Below are 23,759 nucleotides of genomic sequence, written 5' to 3'. Positions count from 1 at the left end.
GACCCCGACGACGCACGACTGAACCACCCTCCCAAGGAGAGATGCAATGACGACTGAGTACCGACGACTTCGCGTGGCGCTCCTCGGCGCCGGAGCGGTCGGCTCCCAGGTGGCCGCCCTTCTGCTGCGGCACGGCGACGAGCTGGCCGACCGTGCGGGTGCCACATTGGAGCTCGCCGGCATCGCGGTGCGCGATCTCGATGCGCCCCGCGACACCGATCTGCCGAGGGAGCTGTTCACGACCGATGCCGAGTCGCTGATCCTCGGCTCCGACATCGTGATCGAGCTGATCGGCGGCATCGAGCCCGCTCGCACGAGCATCCTGCAGGCGATCGGCTCCGGCGCCGACGTCGTGACCGCCAACAAGGCGCTGCTGGCCACTCACGGTCCTGAGCTCTTCGAAGCGGCCGACCGCGTGGGCGCATCCGTCTACTACGAGGCAGCGGCCGCAGGCGCCATCCCGATCATCCGCCCGCTGCGTGACTCGCTCGCGGGCGACCGCGTGGTCCGCATCATGGGCATCGTGAACGGCACGACCAACTACATCCTCGATCGCATGGAGACCGAGGGTGCCGATTTCGCCGACGTGCTCGCCGACGCGCAGCGCCTCGGCTACGCCGAGGCCGATCCGACCGCCGACGTCGAGGGATACGACGCCGCGCAGAAGGCGGCGATCCTCGCGAGCCTCGCCTTCCACACGGCCGTTCCGCTCGATGCCGTGTACCGCGAAGGCATCACGACCATCACCGCGTCGATGATCGACGAGGCGCGCGCGGCCGGGTTCGTGATCAAGCTGCTCGCCGTCTGCGAGCGCATCGAAGCGAACGGCACCGAGTCGATCTCCGTCCGCGTCTACCCGGCTCTCGTGCCGACATCGCACCCTCTCGCATCGGTGCACGGGGCCAACAACGCCGTGTTCGTCGAGGCGGAGGCTGCCGGCTCGCTGATGTTCTACGGCGCGGGCGCCGGCGGGGTGCAGACCGCATCCGCCGTCCTCGGCGACGTCGTGTCGGCGGCTCGACGCCACATCGCCGGCGGCGTCGGCGTGGGGGAGTCCACCAGGGCCAACCTGCCGGTCGTGCCGATCGGTCATGTCACCACCCGCTACCAGATCACCCTCGAGGTGTCGGATGCGCCGGGTGTGCTCGCGACGGTGGCGGGAATCCTCAGCGACGGAGCGGTCTCGGTCGCCACCGTCGTGCAGACGGTCGAAGGAGAGGATGAGCCCACCGCTCGTCTCGTCATCGGCACGCACCGGGCCACGGACGCCGCGCTCAGCGCCACGGTGGACGCCCTTGCCGCCAGCTCTGTCGTCGAGCGGGTCGTCTCGGTGCTCCGCGTGGAAGGCGAGTGACCATGGCGGCAGGGCGCACGGTCGAGGTGACCGTTCCCGCGACCAGCGCCAACCTCGGTCCCGGTTTCGACACGCTCGGACTCGCGCTCAGCGTCTATGACACTCTGCTCGTGACCGAGCTCACGGCCGGCGAGCTCGAGATCGAGGTCTCAGGTTCCGGCGCGAGCGAGATCCCTCGGGATGCCTCGAATCTGATCGTCCGCACGATCGCCCATGTGTACGCCGATGTCGATCGCCCCCTCCCGGGGCTGCGCATCATCGCGGAGAACGGCGTGCCGCACGGGCGCGGACTCGGTTCCTCCGGCGCGGCGGTCGCGGCGGGCATCCTCGCGGCCAAGGGGCTGCTCGACGGAGACGTCGAGATCGACGACGCCGACATGCTGCGCCTCGCCACCGAGATCGAGGGGCACCCCGACAACGTCGCCCCGGCGTTGTTCGGCGGGCTGACGATCGCCTGGATGGGCGAACGAGGCCCCCAGCACAAGAAGCTCCTCGTACACCGCGGCGTCTCGCCTCTCGTGCTCGTGCCCTCGTACACGATGTCGACGTCGAAGGCGCGGTCGCTGCAGCCGCCTCACGTGTCGACGGCGGATGCGGTCTTCAACCTCTCGCGCTCGGCCCTCCTCATCGCGGCGCTGACGCAGAGTCCGGAGCTGCTGCTCGACGCGACGGCCGACCGGCTGCACCAGGACTACCGAGCCGAGGCGATGCCCGAGACGCAGAGGGTCGTCCAGACGCTTCGCGCAGCAGGCTTCGCCGCGGTGGTGTCCGGCGCCGGGCCCAGCGTGCTGGTTCTCGCCGACGGCCCCGGAAGCCGCCAGGACGCCGTGGAGCTGGCCGCGTCGACGACCGACACCCCGTGGGATGCGCTGCTGCTCGCGGTCGACGTCCGTGGTGGTACAGTGGGGAATCGAGCGGAGGGCTCCACGTGACTGCGTGAATCTGGCCCCATTGCAACTCTGCAAGACCCGCACGCAAACCCCTGTCGCACTGCTCTCACCGAGAACGTTGTTCTTTCCGAGAACCCAGTGCAGAGGCTGGCTGGCGCCGAGCGTCAGCCCGTGCGGTCGCGCGCAGCACCCGTTGTGCGCGTGCCGCTCATGTCCCCGAGACCAAAGAGGGAGTACTCGTGGAGAATTTCTCCGAGACCCAGAACGACCAGGCGGCACCCGCCGCCGAGGCTGCGGCGAAGGCCGCGAGCTCCGACGCCGCGACGACCGCCGCGACCGAGGTCGCACCGGCCCGCAAGCGTGCTCCGCGCCGTGCGAGCACCGCGACCGCCGCCGCGAAGGCCGAGAAGGCCGCGGCATCCACCGACAGTGCACCGGCGTCTGAGGCTCCTGCAGCCGAGGCGCCCGCCGCCGAGGCGGCCCCCAAGGCGAAGGCGCCGCGTCGTAGCCGTGCCAAGAAGGCCGACGCAGAGAACACCGAGGCTCCGGCACCGGCCGCCGAGGCTCCTGCCGCCGCCGCTGAGGCTCCGGCAGCCCCCGCGTCTGCTCCCGTCGAATCCGCCGAGGCACCGGCCGCGAAGACCACGGACGACGCAGCCTCCGCAGACGCGGCGTCTGCGGACTCCGGTTCCGGCGATGAGCCGAAGAAGACCACCGGCCGTGGCCGCCGCACGGCCAAGAAGCCTGCAGCCGAGCCCGAGGCTCCCGCATCCGACAAGTCCGCTGACGCCGCGCCTGCGGAGGCAGCGCCGGCGGGCGACTCCTCCTCGGACTCCGCCGAGGGTGAGGAGCAGTCCGGTCGCGGTCGCAACCGCAACCGCAGCCGCAACCGCGGACGCGGCCAGAACGGCAACGGACAGGGTGGCGAGCAGCAGCAGGCTCAGCAGCAGAACACTCCCGCCGACGACGAGGGCGGCAACGGCCGCAATCGTCAGCGCAACAAGCGCCGCGGTGGTGCACCGACCGACGAGTTCGACACCGAGATCGGCGAGGACGACGTTCTCGTCCCGATCGCGGGCATCCTCGACGTGCTCGATAACTACGCTTTCGTCCGCACCACCGGATACCTCGCCGGACCCAGCGACGTCTACGTCTCGCTCGGACAGGTCAAGAAGTACAACCTCCGCAAGGGCGACGCGATCGTCGGTTCGATCAAGCAGCCTCGTGAGGGCGAGCAGCAGGGGCGTCAGAAGTACAACGCTCTCGTGAAGGTCGATTCGATCAACGGCCTGTCCATCGACGATGCCGCCACCCGCGTCGAGTTCGGCAAGCTCACCCCGCTCTACCCGCAGGAGCGTCTGCGTCTCGAGACGGCGCCCGAGAAGCTGACCCAGCGCATCATCGACCTCGTCGCCCCGATCGGCAAGGGTCAGCGCGGTCTCATCGTCGCGCCTCCGAAGGCCGGCAAGACGATCGTCCTGCAGCAGATCGCCAACGCGATCGCCCAGAACAACCCCGAGGTCCACCTCATGGTCGTGCTCGTCGACGAGCGCCCCGAAGAGGTCACCGACATGGAGCGCACCGTCAAGGGCGAGGTCATCGCCTCGACCTTCGACCGCCCCGCCGAGGACCACACCACGGTCGCGGAGCTCGCCATCGAGCGTGCCAAGCGTCTCGTCGAGCTGGGTCGCGACGTCGTCGTGCTGCTCGACTCGATCACGCGTCTCGGCCGTGCGTACAACCTCGCGGCTCCGGCATCCGGCCGCGTGCTCTCGGGCGGTGTCGACGCGTCCGCTCTGTACCCGCCGAAGCGGTTCTTCGGTGCTGCGCGCAACATCGAGAACGGCGGATCCCTCACGATCCTCGCCACGGCTCTCGTCGAGACCGGCTCCAAGATGGACGAGGTGATCTTCGAGGAGTTCAAGGGAACCGGCAACAGCGAGCTGCGTCTGTCGCGTCAGCTCGCCGACAAGCGCATCTTCCCGGCTGTCGACGTCAACGCCTCGAGCACCCGCCGCGAAGAGATGCTGCTGTCGACCGACGAGGTCAAGATCACCTGGAAGCTGCGTCGTGCCCTCGCCGGCCTCGACCAGCAGCAGGCGCTCGAGGTCGTCCTGGGCAAGCTCAAGGAGACCCACTCGAACGTCGAGTTCCTCGTGCAGATGCAGAAGTCGATTCCGACGCTCCCCTCGGGCGCGCACGGACACGACAGCAACATCCGCTGAGCGGAGCCCAGGTGTTCGAGTCCGTCCAGACTCTGATCGACGAGCATCGCCGGGTGCAGGAGGAGCTCTCCGACCCGGCGGTGCACGCCGACGCTGCTCGGGCGAAGCGCGTCAACCGTCGCTACGCCGAGCTGTCGAGGATCGTCGCCGCCTACGAGGCGTGGGTGGCGGCATCCGACGACCTCGACGCCGCGCGCGAACTCGCGCGGGAAGATGAGGCGTTCGCGGCCGAGATCCCGGCACTCGAAGAGGGACTGCAGACGGCGCAGGAAAGACTGCGACGCCTCCTCATCCCACGCGATCCCGACGACGCCCGTGACGTCATCATGGAGATCAAAGCGGGGGAGGGCGGCGCGGAATCGGCGCTGTTCGCGGCCGACCTGCTGCGGATGTACATCCAGTACGCGGCGTCGAAGGGGTGGAAGACCGAGCTTCTCGAGCGCAACGAGTCAGACCTCGGCGGCTACAAGGACGTGCAGGTCGCGATCAAGGGTTCGTCCACCGACCCCGCGCAGGGCGTCTGGGCTCACCTGAAATACGAAGGCGGGGTGCATCGCGTGCAGCGTGTGCCGGCCACCGAGTCGCAGGGGCGCATCCACACCTCGACCACCGGTGTGCTGGTGTTCCCCGAGGTCGATGAGCCCGACGAGATCGCGATCAACCAGAACGACCTGAAGATCGATGTCTTCCGGTCGTCGGGTCCGGGCGGCCAGTCCGTGAACACCACCGACTCGGCGGTGCGCATCACGCACCTGCCCAGCGGCATCGTCGTGTCGATGCAGAACGAGAAGTCGCAGCTCCAGAACCGCGAGGCCGCGATGCGCGTGCTCCGCGCACGCCTGCTGGCGAAGCAGCAGGAGGAGCTCGATGCCGCAGCGTCCGATGCGCGCAAGTCGCAGATCCGCGGCATGGATCGATCCGAGCGCATCCGCACGTACAACTTCCCCGAGAACCGCATCGCGGACCACCGCACGGGGTTCAAGGCCTACAACCTCGATCAGGTGATGGACGGCGCACTCGAGCCGATCATCGAGAGCGCGATCCACGCCGACGAAGAGGCGCGACTCGCCGCGGTCGGCTCCGACTCCTGAGCAGACGCTCCGCTGCGCGGGATCGCGGCGCTGATCAGGTGCGGGCCGCGTACCGGTGCTCCGGCCGCCCGGTCGCACCGTAGCGCAGACGCACCTCCACGACCGTCCGAGCAGCGAGAGCCGCGAGGTGCCGCTGCGCGGTGGCGCGGGAGATCCCGACGCGCTCTCCCACTTCGGCCGCCGACGCCTCGCCGTCGCCGAGAGCGGCGAGCACGAGCTGCTCGGTGGCTGATCGCGAGACCGACACCGGTTCCCCGGCGCCATGGAGGATCGCCAGCGCGCGATCGGTGTCCTCCTGTCGGAGGGGCCGGTCGCCGGCGAGCAGATTGCGATACCTCGCATAGCGCTCGAGCAGTCCGACCAGTGCGCGACGATCGAACGGCTTCAGCAGGTACCCGACGGCGCCTGATCTGAGCGCCCGTCGAATCGTCGGCGCGTCGTCGGCGGCCGAGATGAGGATCGCGTCGACACCGCTCTCGCGCACGAGGGCGATGCCGTCGCCATCCGGAAGGAAGATGTCTGCCAGCACAAGGTCAGGACGCGACGAGCGGATGCCGTCCCGGGCCTCGGCGAGGGAGCGCACCGGCTCCAGGGCCGAGAACCCCGGCTGGTCGTCGACGATGCTCTGGTGCAGCCGTCCGACACGGAAGTCGTCGTCCAGGATCAGCACCCGCAGGGGATCGGTCATGGGTTCTCCTCAGTCATGGGGGTGTCGGTCACAGCGCCTCCGAGTCGCGCGGCGAACACCGCGCCGTGCTCGTCGCCTCCGCCGTCGATGACCCAGAGGTCTCCTCCGCTGCGGCGCGCGATGTCTCGAGCCAGCGGGATGCCGAGGCCGCGACCGTGCACGCGATCGGGGTCGTCCTCACCCGGGGGACGAGGCGACAGAGGGTCGATTCCCGCGAGGCCCTGTCCTGAGTCCGCGACCGTCACGACGAGCGCATCGCCGTCGCCGAGAACGGCGACCTCGACCCAGCGGGGGATCCGTGTTCCGGCGACGGCCGCGGTCACCGCGTTGTCGACGAGGTTGCCGACGACGGAGGCGACGTCCTCCGGTTCTGCCACGCTGCCGAGAAGCTGACTCTCGTCCGCGATCCGCAACGAGACTCCGCGCTCACCGGCTTCGATCCCTTTGGCGCCCAGGAAGGAATGCAGAAAGGGATCGCTGAGCAGGTCGAGTCCGGCGACCGGGAACGCGACCGAGCCGCGCTCGACGAGTTCATCGAGAAATCCCCGGGCGTCATCGACCCTGGCCGCGTCGATGAGTCCCGCGACCACGTGCATCCGGTTGGCGAACTCATGACGCTGCACGCGCAGCGCCGCGGTCACGGCTCGTACGGTCTCCAGTCGTTCCGTGAGCGCGACGAGGTCGGTGCGGTCACGGATGATCAGCACGTGTCCGAGAGGCCTGCCGTCGCGGATCACCGGTCGAGAATCGAGGTAGAGCACACGGTCGTTCACGACGGCGCTCGACGTCGCCGGCGCCCCCGTGGCGGTCTTCACGACAGCGTCCGGAAGGGCGAGGTCTGCGAGCGGTCGTCCGACGGTCGCCTCGAGGCCGAGCAGCCGGTCGGCTGAATCGTTGCTCACGCGAACGACCCCGGCCGTGTCGACGGCGAAGACACCGTCATCGACGCCGTTCAGCACCGCTGCCTGGTTCTGCACGAGAGCCACGAGCTCCTCGGGCTGCACGCCCAGGGTCAGTCGCTCCCAACGACGGCGCAGCAGCAGGAACGCCAGGAGAGCGAGGGTCAGCGCGCCGGCGGCGGCGGCACCGATCACGGCGAGCAGGGGAGGCAGGTCGTCGAAGACTCCTGTGCGCTCGAACCCCACGCTCACCTCGCCGACGGGGATCCCCGCCTCGTCCAGCACGGGGACCTTGGCACGAGCAGACTCGCCGAGGGTTCCGGTCTGCCAGTCGACGACCTCGTTGCCGGCGAGCACCTCTGCGAAGGGCGTGCTGACCAGCTGGCCCAGGCGCGAGGGCGTGGGATGGGCGAGGCGGATGCCGTCTTCGTCGGCGATGACGACGAACAGCGCGCCGGTGCGGTCCGAGACGTCCGATGCGAGGCGCTGCAGGGCACCCGTCCTGAGGTCGTCCGGGTCCGGCACCTCGTCCGCCGCCGAGATCCGAGCGACCTCGTCGCGGACCTGCGGATCCTCGGCGAGCGTTCGGGCGATGCCGAGGGCGGTCGACTCGGCCTCCGCGCGGAGCTGCTGCACGGCGAGAACGAGATACACGCCGGTGCACAGCAGCACGACGAGCGCGACCGTGGCGAGGTGCAGCAGCAGGGCGCGGGTCGCGAACCGAGGTCGCGTCGTCGTCGTCGACACCGTGGTCCTCTCTGAGCCGTCTGCGCGCAATATGCGCAGAACCCACGCTACGCGCACAACATCGAGGAATGCGGCATACCGCGCTCTGGAGGGACGGATTGCCTAGTCTCGTCAGGATCCGTCGCAGTGGACGGAGCTTCGACGAAGGAGTCACAGCATGATCGATGCACTCACCGGACTGCCGGCGGCGGTGGAAGAGGCGCCCACGTACGACGTCGCCTTCGTGCCACCGGAGTGGGTTCTCGTCCTGCTCGGTTTCACCATGGTGCTGGCGTTCATGACGCTGATCATGACCAAGCGACTCACGCCCATGGTGGCGCTGATCCTCGTGCCGACCGTGTTCGGGCTGTTCGCCGGTGCAGGCCTCGGCATGGGCGACATGATCCTCGACTCGATCGCCACGATGGCTCCGACGGCCGCACTGCTGATGTTCGCCATCATGTTCTTCGGCATCATGATCGACGTCGGCCTGTTCGATCCGCTGATCCGGCTGATCACGCGTCTGCTCGGGGATGACCCGGCGAAGGTCGTACTGGGCACGGCGATCCTCGCCGGTGCTGTCTCCCTCGACGGTGACGGCTCGACGACCTTCATCATCACGACGTCGGCGATGCTCCCCATCTACCTGCGCCTGGGGATGAGCCCGGTCGTCCTCACATGCGTCGCCGGGTTGATGAACGGCACCCTGAACATCGTTCCCTGGGGCGGGCCGACCGTGCGGGCCGCGACCGCGCTCGGGCTCCAGCCGACCGACATCTTCGTCCCCATGCTGCCCGCCCTCGGCGTCGGCATCGTCGTGACGCTGGGCTTCGCGTGGATGCTCGGACTGCAGGAGCGACGTCGCCTCGGGCGGCTCGGATCCGACGAGCTGCTGACCGGGGCTGACGGCGGCGCCTTCTCGACTGTGCCCAAGATCTTCCGCGGTGCCGGACCGAAGCCCGGCGCCCGTGCCGCGCTGCGCACCGGGAACATCGTCGTCGTAGCTGGCGGACGCGGCCCTGTCGCGGCGGCGGATGTCGACCCCGCAGACACCGCCATGGCGGACACCATGCTCGATCCCGCCCGCTCCACGCTGCGGCCCCGGCTGATCTGGTTCAACCTCGCCCTCACGGTGGCCGTCATGGTGCTGCTCGTGCTCGACATCATGCCGCTTCCCTACGTGTTCATGGTCGGCGCCGCCGTGGCGCTGCTGGTCAACTTCCGGGGAATCAAGGAGCAGGCGTCCGAGATCGTCGCGCACGCTCCGAGCATCGTCGGCGTGGTGTCGATGGTCATCGCCGCCGGCGTGCTGGTCGGCGTCCTGTCCGGAACCGGCATGGTCGACGCGATGGCGACATGGATCACCGACGTGCTGCCACCCGCACTCGGTCCGTTCCTGGCGCCGATCACCGGGGTCCTGTCGATCCCGTTCACGTTCTTCATGTCGAACGATGCCTTCTACTACGGCATCCTGCCGGTGCTCTCGCAGAGCGCCGCGGCCTTCGGCATCGACCCCGTCGAGATGGCGCGGGCGTCGATCATCGGACAGCCGGTGCACCTGCAGAGTCCTCTCGTTCCGGCGATCCTGCTGCTCGTCTCGCTCGCCGGCGTGAATCTGGGCGATCACCACAGAAAGGTGCTGTGGCGCGCGGCGATCGTGTCGCTGGTGATGCTCGTCGTGGGCATCCTGTCGGGAGCGATCCCCTTCTTCGTCGCGCAGTGAGGGCGATATGCTCAGCGCGTGATCACCTTCCTGTTCCGCGCGCTGATGTACGTCGTCTCGGCCGGCCTGGGCCTCATCGTGGCGGATCTCGCACTCGAGGGATTCCAGATCCAGTGGGACAAGTGGTGGGGATTCGTGCTCTGCGTCCTGATCTTCGCGGTCGTGCAGAGCGTGCTGTCACCGTGGGTCAGCAAGATCGCCGATCGCTATGCTCCGGTCCTGATGGGCGGCATCGGGATCGTCTCCACGCTCATCGCCCTCGTGATCGTCGTGCTGCTGCCGATCGGCGGGCTGCGCATCGTCGATCTCGCGGGCTGGCTGCTCGGGTCGGTGATCGTCTGGCTCATCACAGCACTGGGGAGCGTGCTGCTGCCGCTGATCTTCCTTCGCAAGAAGGTCGAGTCGGTGAAGTCTCGCCGGGGGACGGCCTGACCGGTCGGCGGTGTCAGATCGAGTAGTCGGGTGCGGTGAGCACCGCTCTGGTGTTTTCGCCCACGGCACGTGCACGCGGTTTCGCCGGCACGCCGACGAGGATGCTGTCAGCGGGTGCATCGCGGGTGACCACCGCATTCGCTCCGACCACTGAGCCCGCGCCGATGGTGATCGGACCGAGGATCTTCGCCCCCGCGCCGACGGCGACCCCGTCACCGAGGGTGGGATGCCGCTTGCCGGCGTCGCGTGTACGACCGCCGAGGGTGACCCCGTGATACAGCATCACGTCGTCGCCGACCTCTGCCGTCTCGCCGATGACCACCCCCATGCCGTGGTCGATGAAGAAGCGCCGCCCTATCCGCGCTCCCGGGTGGATCTCGACGCCGGTGAGCCACCGCGCGATCTGCGAGTTCGCCCGAGCGAGCAGTCGCAGCCTGCGGCGCCACAGTCCGTGCGAGACCCGGTGGGCCCAGATGGCGTGCAGGCCCGGATAGAGAAGAGCGACTTCCGCAGCGCTGCGCGCGGCCGGGTCGCGAAGCCGGGCTGCGACGATGTCCTCGCGCATTCGGCCGATCATGTCCATCGAGCGGGTCAATCTTCGCGCAGGTGCTCGTACAGCGCGGTCGACAGGTAGCGTTCGCCGAACGAGGGGATGATGACGACGATGGTCTTTCCCGCAGCTTCGGGGCGCTGGGCGACCTGCAGAGCGGCCCAGATGGCGGCGCCGCTCGACATGCCCACCAGGATGCCCTCTCTGCTCGCCGTCTCCCGCGCGACGCGGATGGCGTCATCGAAGGTGACGTCGATGACCTCGTCGAGGACATCGCGATCGAGGATGGGGGGCACGAAGTTCGGGCCGATGCCCTGGATCTTGTGCGGCCCGGGGTGTCCCTCGGTCAGGATCGGGGAGTCCTTGGGCTCGACGGCGACGATCTGCACGCCGGGGACGCGCTCCTTGAGCACCTGGCCGACGCCCGTGATGGTGCCGCCGGTGCCGATGCCGGCGACGAGGTAGTCGACCGAGCCCTCGGTGTCGCGGAGGATCTCCTCGGCCGTGGTGCGGCGGTGGATCGCGGGGTTCGCCTCGTTGGCGAACTGCTTCGCCAGCACAGCACCCGGCGTGCGGGCGGCGATGGCCTCGGCCTCGGCGACCGCGTGCGTCATGCCCTTGGTGGGGTCGGTGAGGACGACTTCGGCGCCGAACGCCTTGAGAAGCAGGCGGCGCTCCTTCGACATCGACGCGGGCATGGTGAGGATCACCTTGTAGCCGCGCGCGGCGCCGACCATCGCCAGTGCGATACCGGTGTTGCCGCTCGTCGCCTCGACGATCGTGCCCCCGGGCTTCAGCTCGCCCGAGGCCTCTGCAGCGTCGACGATCGCGATGCCGAGCCGGTCCTTGACGCTCGAGGCGGGGTTGTAGAACTCGAGCTTGGCGAGCACGGTCGCGCCGAGGCCCTCGGTGACCCGGTTCAGACGGACCAGGGGAGTGTTGCCGAAAGCGGTGGTGATGTCGTTGTGGATTCCGGGCATGGGGAGAGCCTTCCTGTGCGGGGGACTGCGCGCTCCAGCCTATGCGAGGGCCCTCGGGCGGTGGGCAATATGACACCTGTCGCGCGCTCTACGCTGGATCCATGTCCGATCTCTCCCTCGCTTCCGCCGTGCACGCGGCGGCCCGACAGCTCGCCGACGCAGGCGTCACGGATCCTCTCGTCGACGCGGAGCTGCTCGCCGGTCACGTCCTCGGCGCACGGCGCGGTGAGGTGCAGGCGTCGATCATCCGCGGCGATGCGATGAACGCGGCGGATGCCGAGGCGCTGCGGGCGCTCGTCGCTCGGCGCGCCGCGCGGGAGCCGCTGCAGCACATCACCGGGACGGCGCCGTTCCGGCACCTCGAGCTCGCGGTCGGCCCCGGCGTCTTCGTCCCACGGCCCGAGACCGAGACGGTCGTGCAGTACGCGATCGACGCGCTCCTCGGGTCCCCCCTGCCCGAGCCGATCGGCATCGATCTCGGCACCGGCAGCGGCGCGATCGCCCTCGCCATGGCGACCGAGGTGCCCCATTCGCGCGTCTTCGCCACCGAGCTCTCACCCGACGCATACCCGTGGGCGGCGCGGAACACCGCGGGCGTGGCCAACCTGACCCTCGTGAACGAAGACCTCGCGCACGCGTTCGCAGAGCTCGACGGCACCGCATCCGTGGTGATCTCGAACCCGCCCTACGTCCCCGACGCCGCGGTGCCGCGCGACCCCGAGGTGCGCCTCTTCGATCCGTCGATGGCGCTGTACGGGGGAGAGGACGGCCTCGACATCGTGCGGGTGCTCAGCGTGCGCGCGCTCGAGCTGCTGCACCCGGGCGGACTGCTGGTCATCGAGCACGGCGAGCTGCAGGGCGAGGAGATCCGCAGCATCCTCACGCGCGACGGCTGGCGGGCCGCCGCGACGCACCGCGACCTCACGCTGCGCGACCGCGCGACGACCGCTCTGCGCCCCTGACGCCCGAACACGAACCGCACAGGCATCCCAACTAGAATCGGATCGTCATGTCCTCCATCTTCGATTGCGGCGACGAGGCCCAGCTCCTCGCCGGCATGCGCCACGCCCGCCAGGCCATCGCCCGCGGCGAACTCATCGTCATGCCCACAGACACGGTCTACGGCGTCGCCGCCGACGCGTTCTCTCCCGCGGCCGTTCAGCGACTGCTCGACGCCAAGGGTCGGGGACGCAATCAGCCGCCGCCCGTCCTGGTCGGCACCAAGGAGACGCTGCACGCTCTCGCCGAGTCCGTGCCCGAGCCCGTCCAGCGCCTCGTCGACGCCTTCTGGCCCGGCGGACTGACCATCGTGCTCCCCGCACAGCCCTCGCTCGTCTGGGATCTCGGTGACACCGAGGGAACGGTGGCCGTCCGGATGCCTGAGGGGCGTGTGGCCCTCGAACTGCTCGCCGAGACCGGCCCGCTGGCGGTGTCCAGCGCGAATCTCACCGGTCGCGCGTCGGCGATCTCGGCGTTCGACGCCGAGCGGATGCTGGGTGACAGCGTGTCCGTCTATCTCGCAGACGGCGTGAGCCGCGACGGGATCGCATCGACGATCGTCGACGCGACCTCCCTCGTGCCCCGGGGAGCGGAGCCCGCCACCGGCGGCGTGCGCATCCTCCGTGCCGGCGCCGTCAGCCGCGAACGGCTGGCGGAGGTGCTCGGCGATCTTCTCGAGCCCGAGGTGCAGGCTCCGGAAGCGGACGGGGATTCGTGAAGCAGTACCTCTTCACGATCATCCTGACCGCCGCGATCACCTTCGCGTTGACCTGGGCGGTCTGGAAGCTGAGCCTGCGCTACAAGCTGTACCCCGGCATCCGTGAGCGGGATGTGCACACGACTCCCACTCCGCGCCTCGGCGGAGTCGCGATCTTCCTCGGCATCGCGGCGGCGATCGGGGTGTCGGCTGCGAATCCGTTCTTCACCACGATGTGGATGCCGCCGCAGACGATGTGGTCGATCCTCGCGGCGTCCCTGCTGATCGCCGTCATCGGCGTCGTCGACGACCTGTGGGATCTCGACTGGATGATCAAGCTCGGCGCGCAGTTCCTGGCCGCCGGGATCATCACCGTGGGCGGGGGACTGCAGATCCTCTCCCTGCCGTTCGGCGACCTGATCGTCTTCTCGAGCTGGCTGAGCATCACGATCACGATGTTCGCGATCGTGATCGTGATGAACGCGGTGAACTTCATCGACGGCCTGGACGGTCTCGTCGCCGGCGTGTGCCTGATCGCCAACGGCGTGTTCTTCGCCTACTCCTACATCCTGACGCGTGACACCGGCGCCTCCAGCTACTTCAATCTCGCCTCCTTCCTCGCGGCGGTGCTGATCGGCGCCTGCCTCGGCTTCCTGCCCTTCAACTGGAGCCCGGCGAAGCTCTTCATGGGCGATTCGGGAGCGCTGGTGATCGGGCTGCTCATGGCGACGTCCGCGATCGCCGTGACCGGCCAGCTGGAGCCCTCGGCCCTCGATCCCGAACGGCTCGGACGATCGCAGCTCCTCGGCGCCTTCATCCCGATCCTGCTGCCTCTGCTGGTGGTGCTGCTGCCGCTGCTCGATTTCGGGCTGGCTGTCCTGCGCCGGATGAACGCGGGCAAGTCACCGTTCTCCCCCGACCGCAAGCACCTGCACCACCGCATGCTCGACCTCGGTCATCGCGACCGCGACGCCGTGCTGATCTTCTACGCCTGGACCGCGGTCATCTCGCTCGCCGTGCTCCTGATGTATGTGGGAGCGCGCGAGGACTGGCCGGGCCAGTACCTCCCCGGAGTCGTGTTCGGCCTGGTGGGAATCGCCGCATGCCTCGTCATCACCCTGAATCCTCTGCGCCGACGGAAGCCCGCGGCGTCTGCTGAATCCGACCCGACACCCGTGGAGTCCCCGTGAGCCCGAGCCCTGTTTCCAGCAATCCGATCCTGCGGAAGACGCTGATCTGGTCCGCGGTGTCGATGGCGGTCCTCGCGATCGTCGCCGGGGGGATCGGACTCCTCGTCGCCGGCACGGAAGGCCTCGTGAGCGGTCTGCTGGGTGTCGTGCTCGCGATGCTGTTCCTCGGCATCACCGCGCTCAGCATCCTCATCGCCAACCGCTGGTTCGGCGATCCGCTCTACGTGCAGCTGTTCTTCGCGATCGTGCTCGGTGGCTGGCTGCTGAAGCTCGGGCTCTTCGTCGTGATCATGATCGTGCTCAGCGGTCAGCCGTGGATCGCGCCGATGGTGTTCTTCCTGTCGATCGTGACCGGCGTCGTCGCGACCCTGGTCATCGACGTGCTCGTCATCACGCGTATGCGCCTGCCGAATGTGAGTGACGCGTCGCTGCCGTCCGAGGCGCCGACGGACCGCGCGCCGGGGGTCGAGCTGCCCACCGTGGTGCCGGAGGACCGTGCCCCGGGGCGCCACCACATCGTGCCCGAACCCCCTGAGCAGGACGGGTCAGGGGAACAGCCCGCGCGGTCTTAGGGCACCCTCTTATTCTGATAGTGTTGAGACGTGCCCGCCGCTCGCCCGCGAGCGCTTGCGCTTGAAGCACACCGACCATCGTCGCCCCGGTTCTGACCGGTGCCCCGAAGCTGGAGCCCGCGCTGTTCAATCTTGCTGCGACCCTGATGCCCAAACTCGCCTCTGACGGCGAGTTCCACGGACCTTCGATCGACGAGTTCTTCCCGGAGATCCTCTTCACTGTGGTGGGCATCCCCGTCCACCGAATCCACCTCGTCCAGTTCATCGCCGTCGTCGCCGTCGTGCTGATCCTGGTCCTCGGAACCCGCCGGATGAAGGTCGTCCCCGGGCGCTTCCAGAGCGTCGTCGAGATGGGACTGGACTTCGTCCGCTCCAACATCGCGCACGATCTGCTCGGTCGCAAGGACGGCAACCGATTCCTGCCGATCCTCACCACGATCTTCTTCATGGTGCTGTTCATGAACATCACGGGAATCATCCCGTTCCTGAACATCGCCGGAACGAGCATCGCGGCTGTTCCTCTGACGCTGGCACTCGTGAGCTACGTCACGTTCATCTACGCGGGCATCAAGAAGAGCCCCGTCGGCTTCTTCAAGAACGCGCTGTTCCCGGCCGGCGTGCCGTGGCCGGTCTACATCATCGTGACCCCGATCGAGTTCCTCTCGACCTTCATCATCCGTCCGGTCACGCTGATGCTCCGACTCCTGATGAACATGGTCGTCGGACACATGCTGCTGGTGCTGTGCTTCGCAGCCACCCAGTTCTTCTTCTTCACCGCAGGTGGCGGCTGGGCCGCTCTCGGTGTCGGAACCCTCGCCTTCGGCGGCGCCTTCACCCTCTTCGAGATTCTGGTCGCCGTCCTCCAGGCATACGTCTTCACCGTCCTCACCGCGGTCTACATCCAGCTCGCGGTCGCAGAAGAGCACTGAGCGGGTCGGCAACTGCCGTCCCACCCAACGAAAGGAAAAACCCGTGGACGCTACTACGGTTCTCGCAGACATCAACGGTCACCTCGCATCGGTCGGCTACGGCCTCGCAGCGATCGGTCCGGCCATCGGCGTGGGTATCGTCGTCGGCAAGACCATCGAGGGTGTCGCTCGTCAGCCCGAGCTGGCCGGCCGCCTCCAGGTCCTCATGTGGATCGGTATCGCCTTCACCGAGGCGCTTGCATTCGTCGGCATCGCCGTCGGATTCATCCCCTTCCCGTAATCCGAACCGACTTCTGAAGGAGACAGGATGCTGAACGCTCTTGTCACGAACCTCGCAGCAGAGGGTGAAACGCACAACCCGCTGATCCCTGCGTGGTACGACATCATCTGGTCGGGTCTGTGGTTCCTCGTCATCCTCGTCGTCGTGTGGAAGGTCGCCCTTCCGAAGTTCACGGCAATGCTCGACAAGCGGTCCGCCGCGATCGAGGGCAACATCGCCAAGGCCGACGAAGCACAGAAGCAGGCTGAGGCTGCGCTCGAGGAGTACACCCGTCAGCTCGCCGAGGCACGCACCGAGGCTGGTGAGATCCGCGAGGCCGCCCGTGAGGACGGCAAGAAGATCGTCGCCGAGGCCAAGGACGCCGCATCGACCGAGGCCGCGCGCATCACCGCGACCGCGCACACGCAGATCGAGGCCGAGCGTCAGACGGCTCTCGTCTCGCTGCGCAGCGAGGTGGGCTCGCTCGCCATCGACCTCGCCGGTGGCGTCGTCGGTGAGACGCTCTCCGACGACGCGCGTGCGACCGCGGTCGTCGACCGCTTCCTCGCCGACCTCGAAGCATCCGAGAAGGCGGCTCAGTAATGGGCAGCGCGACCACTCAGGCACTCGCGGCATCCACTCAGGCGCTTGCCGCAGCGAACGGCGTCACACTCGACACGGCCAGGGAGCTGTTCGCAGCCGCCCGTGCCGTGGCCGAGTCGTCCCAGCTGAGCGGCGCGCTCGCCGACCCCGCGGCTCCGGCCGTGGCGCGACAGAACGTCGTCGCAGCGGTGTTCGGCGGGTTCTCTCAGGATGCCCAGAGCATTCTGAGGGCCGTCGTCGCCGAGCGGTGGTCCTCCGCGTCCGAGCTCGTCGACGGTGTCGAGGAACTCGCCATCCGCGTCGCGGCGATCGCTGCGCCGCAGACGGACATCGGGGGAGAGCTGTTCGGTTTCTCGCGCGTGATCGCCGCGAACCCGGAACTCGAGCTCGCGCTCGGGAGCCGGCTCGGAGCAGAGGACGCGAAGGCCGCGCTCGTCGAGAAGCTGCTCGCCGGCGGCGTCAGCGACGCCACGTCGCTGATCGTCACGTCGCTGGTGCGTCAGCCTCGCGACCGCCGCATCCGTCAGATGCTGGCACGCGCGACGCGGATCGTCGCCAGCCAGGGCGACCGGGTCGTCGCGACGGTGCACACCGCGAAGCCCCTCACCGACGCTCAGCGCACCCGTCTCAGCGCAGCGCTCTCGCAGCGCTACGACGGCACGGTGTCGCTCAACGAGGTCCTCGACCCCGCCGTCGTCGGAGGCCTGCGCGTGCAGATCGCCGATGACGTCATCGACGGCAGCATCTCCGCCCGTCTCGCCGATCTTCGCCAGAAGCTCGCCGGCTAACACGACTTCGCGCGGGGAACCGCGCACCCAGATACAAAGGGAAGACAATGGCAGAACTATCGATCAGCCCCGACGTCATCCGTGACGCGCTGAAGGACTTCGCCGCAGCATACGAGCCCTCGGGCGCAGCGGCGACCGAGGTCGGCACCGTCATCGACGCCGCCGACGGCATCGCGCATGTCGAAGGACTGCCGGGCGTCATGGCGAACGAGCTCGTCGCCTTCGCGGACGGCACCAAGGGCCTCGCGCTCAACCTCGACGAGAACCAGATCGGTGTCGTCATCCTCGGAGACTTCACCGGCATCGAGGCTGGACAGGAAGTCACCCGCACGGGCGAGGTCCTCTCGGTCCCCGTCGGTGACGGCTACCTCGGCCGTGTCGTCGACCCGCTGGGAAACCCGATCGACGGTCTCGGCTCGATCGCGACCGAGGGCGTGCGCGAGCTCGAACTGCAGGCGCCCGGCGTCATGCAGCGCAAGTCGGTGCACGAGCCGATGCAGACCGGCATCAAGGCCATCGACGCGATGATCCCCGTCGGCCGCGGCCAGCGCCAGCTCATCATCGGCGACCGCCAGACCGGCAAGACGGCCATCGCGATCGACACGATCATCAACCAGAAGGCCAACTGGGAGTCCGGCGACGTCAACAAGCAGGTCCGCTGCATCTACGTCGCGATCGGTCAGAAGGGTTCGACCATCGCTTCGGTGAAGGGCGCGCTCGAAGAGGCCGGCGCCCTGGAGTACACCACCATCGTGGCGGCTCCGGCGTCTGACCCCGCCGGATTCAAGTACCTCGCTCCTTACACGGGTTCGGCCATCGGCCAGCACTGGATGTACGGCGGCAAGCACGTCCTCATCATCTTCGACGACCTGTCGAAGCAGGCCGAGGCCTACCGCGCCGTGTCGCTTCTGCTGCGTCGTCCGCCGGGCCGCGAGGCATACCCGGGTGACGTCTTCTACCTGCACTCCCGTCTGCTGGAGCGTTGCGCGAAGCTCTCCGACGAGCTCGGCGCCGGCTCGATGACCGGTCTTCCGATCATCGAGACCAAGGCGAACGACGTCTCGGCGTACATCCCGACCAACGTGATCTCGATCACCGACGGCCAGATCTTCCTCCAGTCCGACCTCTTCAACGCCAACCAGCGCCCGGCGGTCGACGTGGGTATCTCGGTCTCGCGAGTCGGCGGTGACGCTCAGGTCAAGTCGATCAAGAAGGTCTCCGGAACGTTGAAGCTGGAGCTCGCGCAGTACCGCTCCCTCGAGGCCTTCGCGATGTTCGCGTCGGACCTCGACGCGGCATCGCGTCGTCAGCTCTCCCGCGGCGCGCGTCTGACGGAGCTGCTCAAGCAGCCGCAGTACTCGCCGTACCCCGTCGAGGAGCAGGTCGTCTCGATCTGGGCCGGAACGAAGGGCAAGCTCGACACCCTCGAGGTCTCCGACGTGCTGCGCTTCGAGCGCGAGCTGCTCGACTACCTCCGTCGCAACACGAAGGTCCTCGACACCCTGCGCGAGACCAACGTCCTCGACGACGACACGGTGGCTGAGCTCGACAAGCACACCGACGCTTTCCTCCTGGAGTTCCAGGGTGGCAAGGGGCAGGCCATCGGCGCCCCCGGCCACGAGGAGCACGCTGCAGCTGAGGCTGATGACGTCAACCAGGAGAAGATCGTCAAGGGTCGTCGCGCGTAATCGCGTGAGGAACTGATTTCATGGGCGCTCAACTCAGGGTCTACAAGCAGAAGATCTCTTCTGCTCAGACGACCAAGAAGATCACGAAGGCGATGGAACTCATCGCGGCTTCGCGCATCCAGAAGGCGATGGCACGCGTCAAGGCGTCCAGCCCCTTCGCGCGAGCCGTGACGAGGGCCGTGTCCGCCGTCGCGACGCACTCGAACGTCGACCACCCGCTCACCCGCGAGCCCGAGACGATCCGCCGCTCCGCGGTCGTGATCTTCTCCTCGGACCGCGGTCTCGCAGGAGCCTTCAACTCGCAGATCCTCCGTGAGGGTCTCGAGGTGGCGGAGCTCCTGCGCGGGCAGGGCAAGGAGCCGGTGTTCTACCTCGTCGGTCGCAAGGCCGTCGGCTACTTCCAGTTCCGTCGCATCGCGGCCGCTGCGGAGTGGACCGGCGACACCGACACCCCGTCGTTCCACACGGCGGAGGAGATCTCGGCCACGCTGCTCGAGGACTTCTCGCGCGGTGCGGACGAGGGCGGCGTCGACGAGATCCACCTCGTGTACAACCGCTTCGTCAGCATGATGACGCAGTCGCCGGAATCCGTGCGCCTGCTTCCGCTGGAGATCGCGGAAGCCGATGACTCGGAGGCGGGCAGCGCTGTCTACCCGCTGTACGAGTTCGAGCCGGATGCCGAGACAGTCCTCGACGCGATCCTGCCGGTGTACATCCAGAGCCGGGTCTTCAACGCTCTCCTGCAGTCGTCTGCCGCAAAGCAGGCCGCGACGCAGAAGGCGATGAAGTCCGCCAGCGACAACGCCGACAAGCTCATCACCGACTACACCCGTCTGCGCAACAACGCGCGTCAGGCGGAGATCACGCAGCAGATCGCGGAGATCGTCGGCGGCGCCGATGCCCTCTCGTCGAGCAAATAGACCATCAGGAAAGAGACGAAAATGACCACCACCGCCACGGCTGACCAGCCGGCGACCGCGGTCGTCGGGCGCGTCGCACGCGTCAACGGTCCGGTTGTCGACATCGAGTTCCCGCACGACTCGATCCCGGACATCTACAACGCTCTGAAGACCACGATCGCCATCGGCGAGGAGTCGACGGAGATCACGCTCGAGGTCGCGCAGCACCTCGGCGACGACCTCGTGCGCGCCATCGCCCTGAAGCCCACCGACGGCATCGTCCGTGGCCAGGAAGTGCGCGACACCGGCGAGGCCATCTCGGTTCCCGTCGGCGACGTCACCAAGGGCAAGGTCTTCAACGTCATCGGCGAGGTTCTCAACAGCGAGCCCGGCGAGACGGTCGAGATCACCGAGCGCTGGCCGATCCACCGCAAGGCGCCGAACTTCGACCAGCTCGAGTCGAAGACCACCATGTTCGAGACCGGCATCAAGTCGATCGACCTCCTCACCCCGTACGTGCAGGGTGGAAAGATCGGTCTGTTCGGTGGCGCGGGTGTCGGAAAGACCGTCCTCATCCAGGAGATGATCCAGCGCGTCGCGCAGGACCACGGTGGTGTGTCGGTGTTCGCCGGTGTCGGTGAGCGCACCCGTGAGGGCAACGACCTGATCCACGAGATGGAAGAGGCGGGTGTCTTCGACAAGACCGCCCTCGTGTTCGGCCAGATGGACGAGCCGCCGGGAACGCGTCTGCGCGTCGCCCTCTCGGCTCTGACGATGGCGGAGTACTTCCGCGACGTGCAGAAGCAGGACGTGCTGCTCTTCATCGACAACATCTTCCGCTTCACGCAGGCCGGTTCCGAGGTCTCCACGCTGCTGGGCCGCATGCCCTCCGCCGTGGGGTACCAGCCGAACCTCGCCGACGAGATGGGCCTCCTGCAGGAGCGCATCACCTCGACGCGTGGTCACTCGATCACCTCGCTGCAGGCGATCTACGTGCCCGCCGATGACTACACCGACCCGGCTCCGGCGACGACGTTCGCCCACCTCGACGCCACCACGGAGCTCTCCCGTGAGATCGCGTCGAAGGGTCTGTACCCGGCCATCGACCCGCTGACCTCGACGTCGCGCATCATGGACCCCCGCTACTTGGGCGAGGACCACTACCGCGTCGCCACCACGGTCAAGCAGATCCTCCAGAAGAACAAGGAGCTGCAGGAGATCATCGCGATCCTCGGTGTCGACGAGCTCTCCGAAGAGGACAAGATCGTCGTGTCGCGTGCACGTCGCATCCAGCAGTTCCTCTCGCAGAACACCTACATGGCCAAGAAGTTCACGGGCGTCGAGGGTTCGACGGTTCCGCTCAAGGAGACCATCGAGTCGTTCGATGCGATCACGCGCGGTGACTTCGACCACGTCGCCGAGCAGGCCTTCTTCAACGTCGGTGGCATCTCCGACGTCGAAGAGCAGTGGGCGAAGATCCAGAAGGAGAACGGCTGACCATGGCATTGCATGTCAGCCTCGTCTCCGCGGATGCGGAGGTCTGGACGGGAGAGGCGAGCCTCGTCGTCGCCAAGACCGTCGAGGGCGAGATCGGATTCATGGCGGGCCACGAGCCCGTCCTGGCGATCCTCGCCCAGGGCGAGGTCCGGATCACGCAGACGGATGGCACCAAGGTGCTCGCCAACGCGCAGGACGGCTTCCTCTCGATGGAGAGCGACGTCCTGACGATCGTGGCAGGCAACGCGGCTCTCATCGCCTGATCAGTTCTGTTCATCGCGTCCGCCTCGACCCCCAGTGGGGTCGGGGCGGACGCGTCTGTATCCCCGAGGTCTCATGAAGATTCTGCTGCCACCGTCCGAGACCAAGCGAGCCGGCGGAAGCGGTGCGCCTCTCGACGAGAGCTCATTGGCGCTCCCCGGTCTGGCCTCCGAGCGCCGAGCGGTGATCGATGCGCTCATCGATCTGGCGCAGGACGAGGGCGAGGCACGCCGTGTGCTGAAGCTGAGCGCGAGGCAGGCCGGCGACGTCGAGCACAATCGGATGCTGCGCTCCGCAGCGACGATGCCGGCCGTGGATCGGTACACCGGGGTTTTGTACGACGCCCTCGACGCGGGCAGCCTCAGCACCGTGTCCCGTCGCTGGCTCGCCTCGCATGTCCTGGTCCACTCGGCGCCGTTCGGCCCCATCGGCGCCTTCGACCTTATTCCGTCGTACCGGCTCGCGGCGGGGACCTCGTTGCCCGGTCTGCCTCCGCTTCGCAGGCATTGGGCGGACGCGACCACGGCGGCGCTGTCACGCGACGCCCCCGATTTCATCCTCGATCTCCGCAGCGAGGCCTACGTCGCGCTCGGTCCTGTTCCGGACTCCGTGCCGTCCGCATATGTGCGCGTGGTCACCGAACACGGACGAGCCCTCAACCACTTCAACAAGAAGTCGAAGGGGCTGCTCGTGCGTGCGCTGGCGGAGGACCGGCCGAGGGTTCGATCGCTGCGCACTCTCCGGACGTGGGCGTCGAGCAGAGGGCTCGTGTTTCGCCCTGCTGATGTCGCCGGTGTCGAGGAGCTCGTCGTCGCGGAATGACGGCGCGTGACGGTCAGGGCACGGTCTCCGCGTGTGTCGTTGCCCCACGTATCTGCACACCGATATGGTGGGTGTCGCGGCGCGCACAGCGTCCGCTCCATCGGATCCGGAGGGGATCATGTACAACGACTATTACGACAACGGGGCGGCTATCGCCGGTCTGTTCGTCGTCTTCCTGATCAGTCTGCTCTTCGCGCTGGCGTTCTATGTGATCTCGTCGATCTTCCTCATGAAGATCTTCGAAAAGGCCGGCGTTCAGGGCAAGTGGCGCGCGTGGGTGCCGGTGTACAACACGATGATCTTCGCGAAGCTCGGAGACATCTCTCCGTGGGTCGTCCTCATCGGCATCGGTCTCTCGTTCATCCCGTACCTCAACTTCCTGACGGGCATCGCTCTCGCCGTGGTTCTCGCTCTCGCCGCATGGCGGGTCGGCCTCAAGCTGCAGAAGGACGCCGTCTGGGTCGTCCTGTTCGTCCTGCTCTCGATCGTCTGGTACGGCATCAACGCGTTCGACAAGTCGCGCTGGAACCCGAACATCGTTCCCGCGCCGTGGGCCGGGAACAGCTTCCTCGCGGACTCCACCGTCTGGGACGGCGTTCCCGTCCAGCCGCGCCCTGCCGCCGGTCCCGGGTACGGCGCCCCGCAGGGCTACGGTGCCCCTCAGCAGGGTTACGCACCTCCTGCCCCGCAGGGATATGCGCCTCCCGCTCAGCCCGGCTACGCTCCGCCGGCCCAGCCCGGCTACGCGCCTCCCGCTCAGCCCGGCTACACGCCGCCCGCGGCTCCGTCGACCACCGGTGCTCCGCCGGCTGCGCCGTCGACTCCGCCCACGGCACCGCCCACCGCACCGCCGGCTCCGCCCGCAGCGCCTCCGGCTGCTCCGCAGGTTCCGCCCACGGATCCCACTCAGCCTCCGGCCTGATCTCCACCACAGAGCCCTCGACATCCGTCGGGGGCTCTGTGCTGTGCGCGGTGCGCCGCGGCGTGGTGAAGAGGA

24 protein-coding genes are annotated in these 23,759 nt (G+C 68.0%); 20 read left to right on the top strand and 4 right to left on the bottom strand.

Annotated elements, in window-relative coordinates:
* Window positions 1-46: 46 nt before the first annotated feature.
* The 4 genes from AB0N61_RS07755 (at window position 47) to prfA (ending at window position 5,560) form a co-directional block, all read left to right on the top strand.
* Window positions 47-1,354 (top strand): homoserine dehydrogenase, encoded by a 1,308-nt coding sequence (locus tag AB0N61_RS07755; RefSeq protein ID WP_363362900.1) that lies wholly within the window; start codon window positions 47-49, stop codon window positions 1,352-1,354.
* A gap of 2 nt (window positions 1,355-1,356) precedes the next feature.
* Complete coding sequence (gene thrB / locus AB0N61_RS07750) at window positions 1,357-2,286, top strand: homoserine kinase (protein ID WP_167944734.1); 930 nt, start codon at window positions 1,357-1,359, stop codon at window positions 2,284-2,286.
* A 197-nt stretch (window positions 2,287-2,483) separates the two neighbouring features.
* On the top strand, window positions 2,484-4,469 hold the full coding sequence (rho, locus tag AB0N61_RS07745; protein WP_363362898.1) for a transcription termination factor Rho: 1,986 nt from the start codon (window positions 2,484-2,486) through the stop codon (window positions 4,467-4,469).
* 11 nt (window positions 4,470-4,480) lie between these two features.
* Window positions 4,481-5,560, top strand: a complete 1,080-nt coding sequence (gene prfA, locus AB0N61_RS07740; protein ID WP_167944732.1) for a peptide chain release factor 1 — start codon at window positions 4,481-4,483, stop codon at window positions 5,558-5,560.
* Window positions 5,561-5,594: 34 nt separating this feature from the next.
* On the opposite strand, the gene AB0N61_RS07735 is transcribed toward prfA, so the two are convergent.
* Together AB0N61_RS07735 and AB0N61_RS07730 are read right to left on the bottom strand one after the other, a co-directional pair.
* Window positions 5,595-6,248 (bottom strand): response regulator, encoded by a 654-nt coding sequence (locus tag AB0N61_RS07735; RefSeq protein WP_363362896.1) that lies wholly within the window; start codon window positions 6,246-6,248, stop codon window positions 5,595-5,597.
* Complete coding sequence (locus AB0N61_RS07730) at window positions 6,245-7,894, bottom strand: sensor histidine kinase (RefSeq protein WP_363362894.1); 1,650 nt, start codon at window positions 7,892-7,894, stop codon at window positions 6,245-6,247. The genes AB0N61_RS07735 and AB0N61_RS07730 overlap by 4 nt, the downstream gene beginning before the upstream one ends.
* A 157-nt stretch (window positions 7,895-8,051) precedes the next feature.
* Between AB0N61_RS07730 and AB0N61_RS07725 the strand changes: the two genes are divergently transcribed.
* On the top strand, window positions 8,052-9,596 hold the full coding sequence (locus AB0N61_RS07725) for a CitMHS family transporter (protein ID WP_363362893.1): 1,545 nt from the start codon (window positions 8,052-8,054) through the stop codon (window positions 9,594-9,596).
* An 18-nt stretch (window positions 9,597-9,614) separates the two neighbouring features.
* Entirely contained in the window at window positions 9,615-10,028 is a 414-nt protein-coding gene (locus tag AB0N61_RS07720; protein WP_363362892.1) for a hypothetical protein, read from the top strand.
* A 13-nt stretch (window positions 10,029-10,041) separates the two neighbouring features.
* Here AB0N61_RS07720 and epsC read toward each other — a convergent pair whose 3' ends face one another.
* Window positions 10,042-10,611: a serine O-acetyltransferase EpsC gene (gene epsC, locus AB0N61_RS07715; RefSeq protein ID WP_363362890.1), complete on the bottom strand. Its 570-nt coding sequence runs from the start codon at window positions 10,609-10,611 to the stop codon at window positions 10,042-10,044.
* An 8-nt stretch (window positions 10,612-10,619) separates the two neighbouring features.
* Window positions 10,620-11,558 (bottom strand): cysteine synthase A, encoded by a 939-nt coding sequence (cysK, locus tag AB0N61_RS07710; protein WP_363362889.1) that lies wholly within the window; start codon window positions 11,556-11,558, stop codon window positions 10,620-10,622.
* 101 nt (window positions 11,559-11,659) lie between these two features.
* Here cysK and prmC point away from each other — a divergent pair, with 101 nt between their 5' ends.
* The 14 genes from prmC to AB0N61_RS07640 all read left to right on the top strand — a co-directional run bounded on the left by prmC (window position 11,660) and on the right by AB0N61_RS07640 (window position 23,684).
* Window positions 11,660-12,520 (top strand): peptide chain release factor N(5)-glutamine methyltransferase, encoded by an 861-nt coding sequence (gene prmC, locus AB0N61_RS07705; protein WP_363362884.1) that lies wholly within the window; start codon window positions 11,660-11,662, stop codon window positions 12,518-12,520.
* 47 nt (window positions 12,521-12,567) lie between these two features.
* Window positions 12,568-13,275, top strand: a complete 708-nt coding sequence (locus AB0N61_RS07700; RefSeq protein WP_167944718.1) for an L-threonylcarbamoyladenylate synthase — start codon at window positions 12,568-12,570, stop codon at window positions 13,273-13,275.
* Window positions 13,272-14,444, top strand: a complete 1,173-nt coding sequence (locus AB0N61_RS07695) for an MraY family glycosyltransferase (RefSeq protein WP_167944716.1) — start codon at window positions 13,272-13,274, stop codon at window positions 14,442-14,444. Before AB0N61_RS07700 ends, AB0N61_RS07695 begins: the two co-directional genes overlap by 4 nt.
* The gene (locus AB0N61_RS07690) at window positions 14,441-15,016 is read left to right on the top strand and encodes a hypothetical protein (protein WP_167944714.1); all 576 of its coding nucleotides are present in this window, start codon (window positions 14,441-14,443) and stop codon (window positions 15,014-15,016) included. Before AB0N61_RS07695 ends, AB0N61_RS07690 begins: the two co-directional genes overlap by 4 nt.
* A 146-nt stretch (window positions 15,017-15,162) precedes the next feature.
* Window positions 15,163-15,945: a F0F1 ATP synthase subunit A gene (gene atpB, locus AB0N61_RS07685; RefSeq protein WP_363362882.1), complete on the top strand. Its 783-nt coding sequence runs from the start codon at window positions 15,163-15,165 to the stop codon at window positions 15,943-15,945.
* A gap of 43 nt (window positions 15,946-15,988) precedes the next feature.
* Window positions 15,989-16,225, top strand: a complete 237-nt coding sequence (gene atpE / locus AB0N61_RS07680) for an ATP synthase F0 subunit C (protein ID WP_042541851.1) — start codon at window positions 15,989-15,991, stop codon at window positions 16,223-16,225.
* 27 nt (window positions 16,226-16,252) lie between these two features.
* A complete protein-coding gene (locus AB0N61_RS07675) occupies window positions 16,253-16,807 on the top strand; it encodes a F0F1 ATP synthase subunit B (RefSeq protein ID WP_167944707.1) in 555 nt (184 codons plus the stop codon).
* Window positions 16,807-17,595, top strand: coding sequence for a F0F1 ATP synthase subunit delta (locus AB0N61_RS07670; protein ID WP_167944704.1), 789 nt, complete (start codon window positions 16,807-16,809; stop codon window positions 17,593-17,595). Before AB0N61_RS07675 ends, AB0N61_RS07670 begins: the two co-directional genes overlap by 1 nt.
* A 47-nt stretch (window positions 17,596-17,642) precedes the next feature.
* Window positions 17,643-19,283, top strand: a complete 1,641-nt coding sequence (atpA, locus tag AB0N61_RS07665; RefSeq protein WP_167944702.1) for a F0F1 ATP synthase subunit alpha — start codon at window positions 17,643-17,645, stop codon at window positions 19,281-19,283.
* A gap of 20 nt (window positions 19,284-19,303) precedes the next feature.
* Window positions 19,304-20,203: a F0F1 ATP synthase subunit gamma gene (locus AB0N61_RS07660; RefSeq protein WP_053095762.1), complete on the top strand. Its 900-nt coding sequence runs from the start codon at window positions 19,304-19,306 to the stop codon at window positions 20,201-20,203.
* Between the two features lie 21 nt (window positions 20,204-20,224).
* Window positions 20,225-21,679, top strand: coding sequence for a F0F1 ATP synthase subunit beta (atpD, locus tag AB0N61_RS07655; protein WP_167944700.1), 1,455 nt, complete (start codon window positions 20,225-20,227; stop codon window positions 21,677-21,679).
* Between the two features lie 2 nt (window positions 21,680-21,681).
* A complete protein-coding gene (locus AB0N61_RS07650; RefSeq protein ID WP_053095764.1) occupies window positions 21,682-21,942 on the top strand; it encodes a F0F1 ATP synthase subunit epsilon in 261 nt (86 codons plus the stop codon).
* 73 nt (window positions 21,943-22,015) lie between these two features.
* Window positions 22,016-22,762 (top strand): peroxide stress protein YaaA, encoded by a 747-nt coding sequence (locus AB0N61_RS07645; protein WP_363362878.1) that lies wholly within the window; start codon window positions 22,016-22,018, stop codon window positions 22,760-22,762.
* Between the two features lie 118 nt (window positions 22,763-22,880).
* Window positions 22,881-23,684 (top strand): large exoprotein, encoded by an 804-nt coding sequence (locus AB0N61_RS07640; protein ID WP_363362876.1) that lies wholly within the window; start codon window positions 22,881-22,883, stop codon window positions 23,682-23,684.
* Window positions 23,685-23,759: the final 75 nt, after the last annotated feature.

The organism is Microbacterium sp. NPDC089320 (assembly GCF_040684875.1).
In the GTDB taxonomy this organism is placed as follows: domain Bacteria; phylum Actinomycetota; class Actinomycetes; order Actinomycetales; family Microbacteriaceae; genus Microbacterium.
This window is presented reverse-complemented; position numbering and strand designations above follow the sequence as displayed.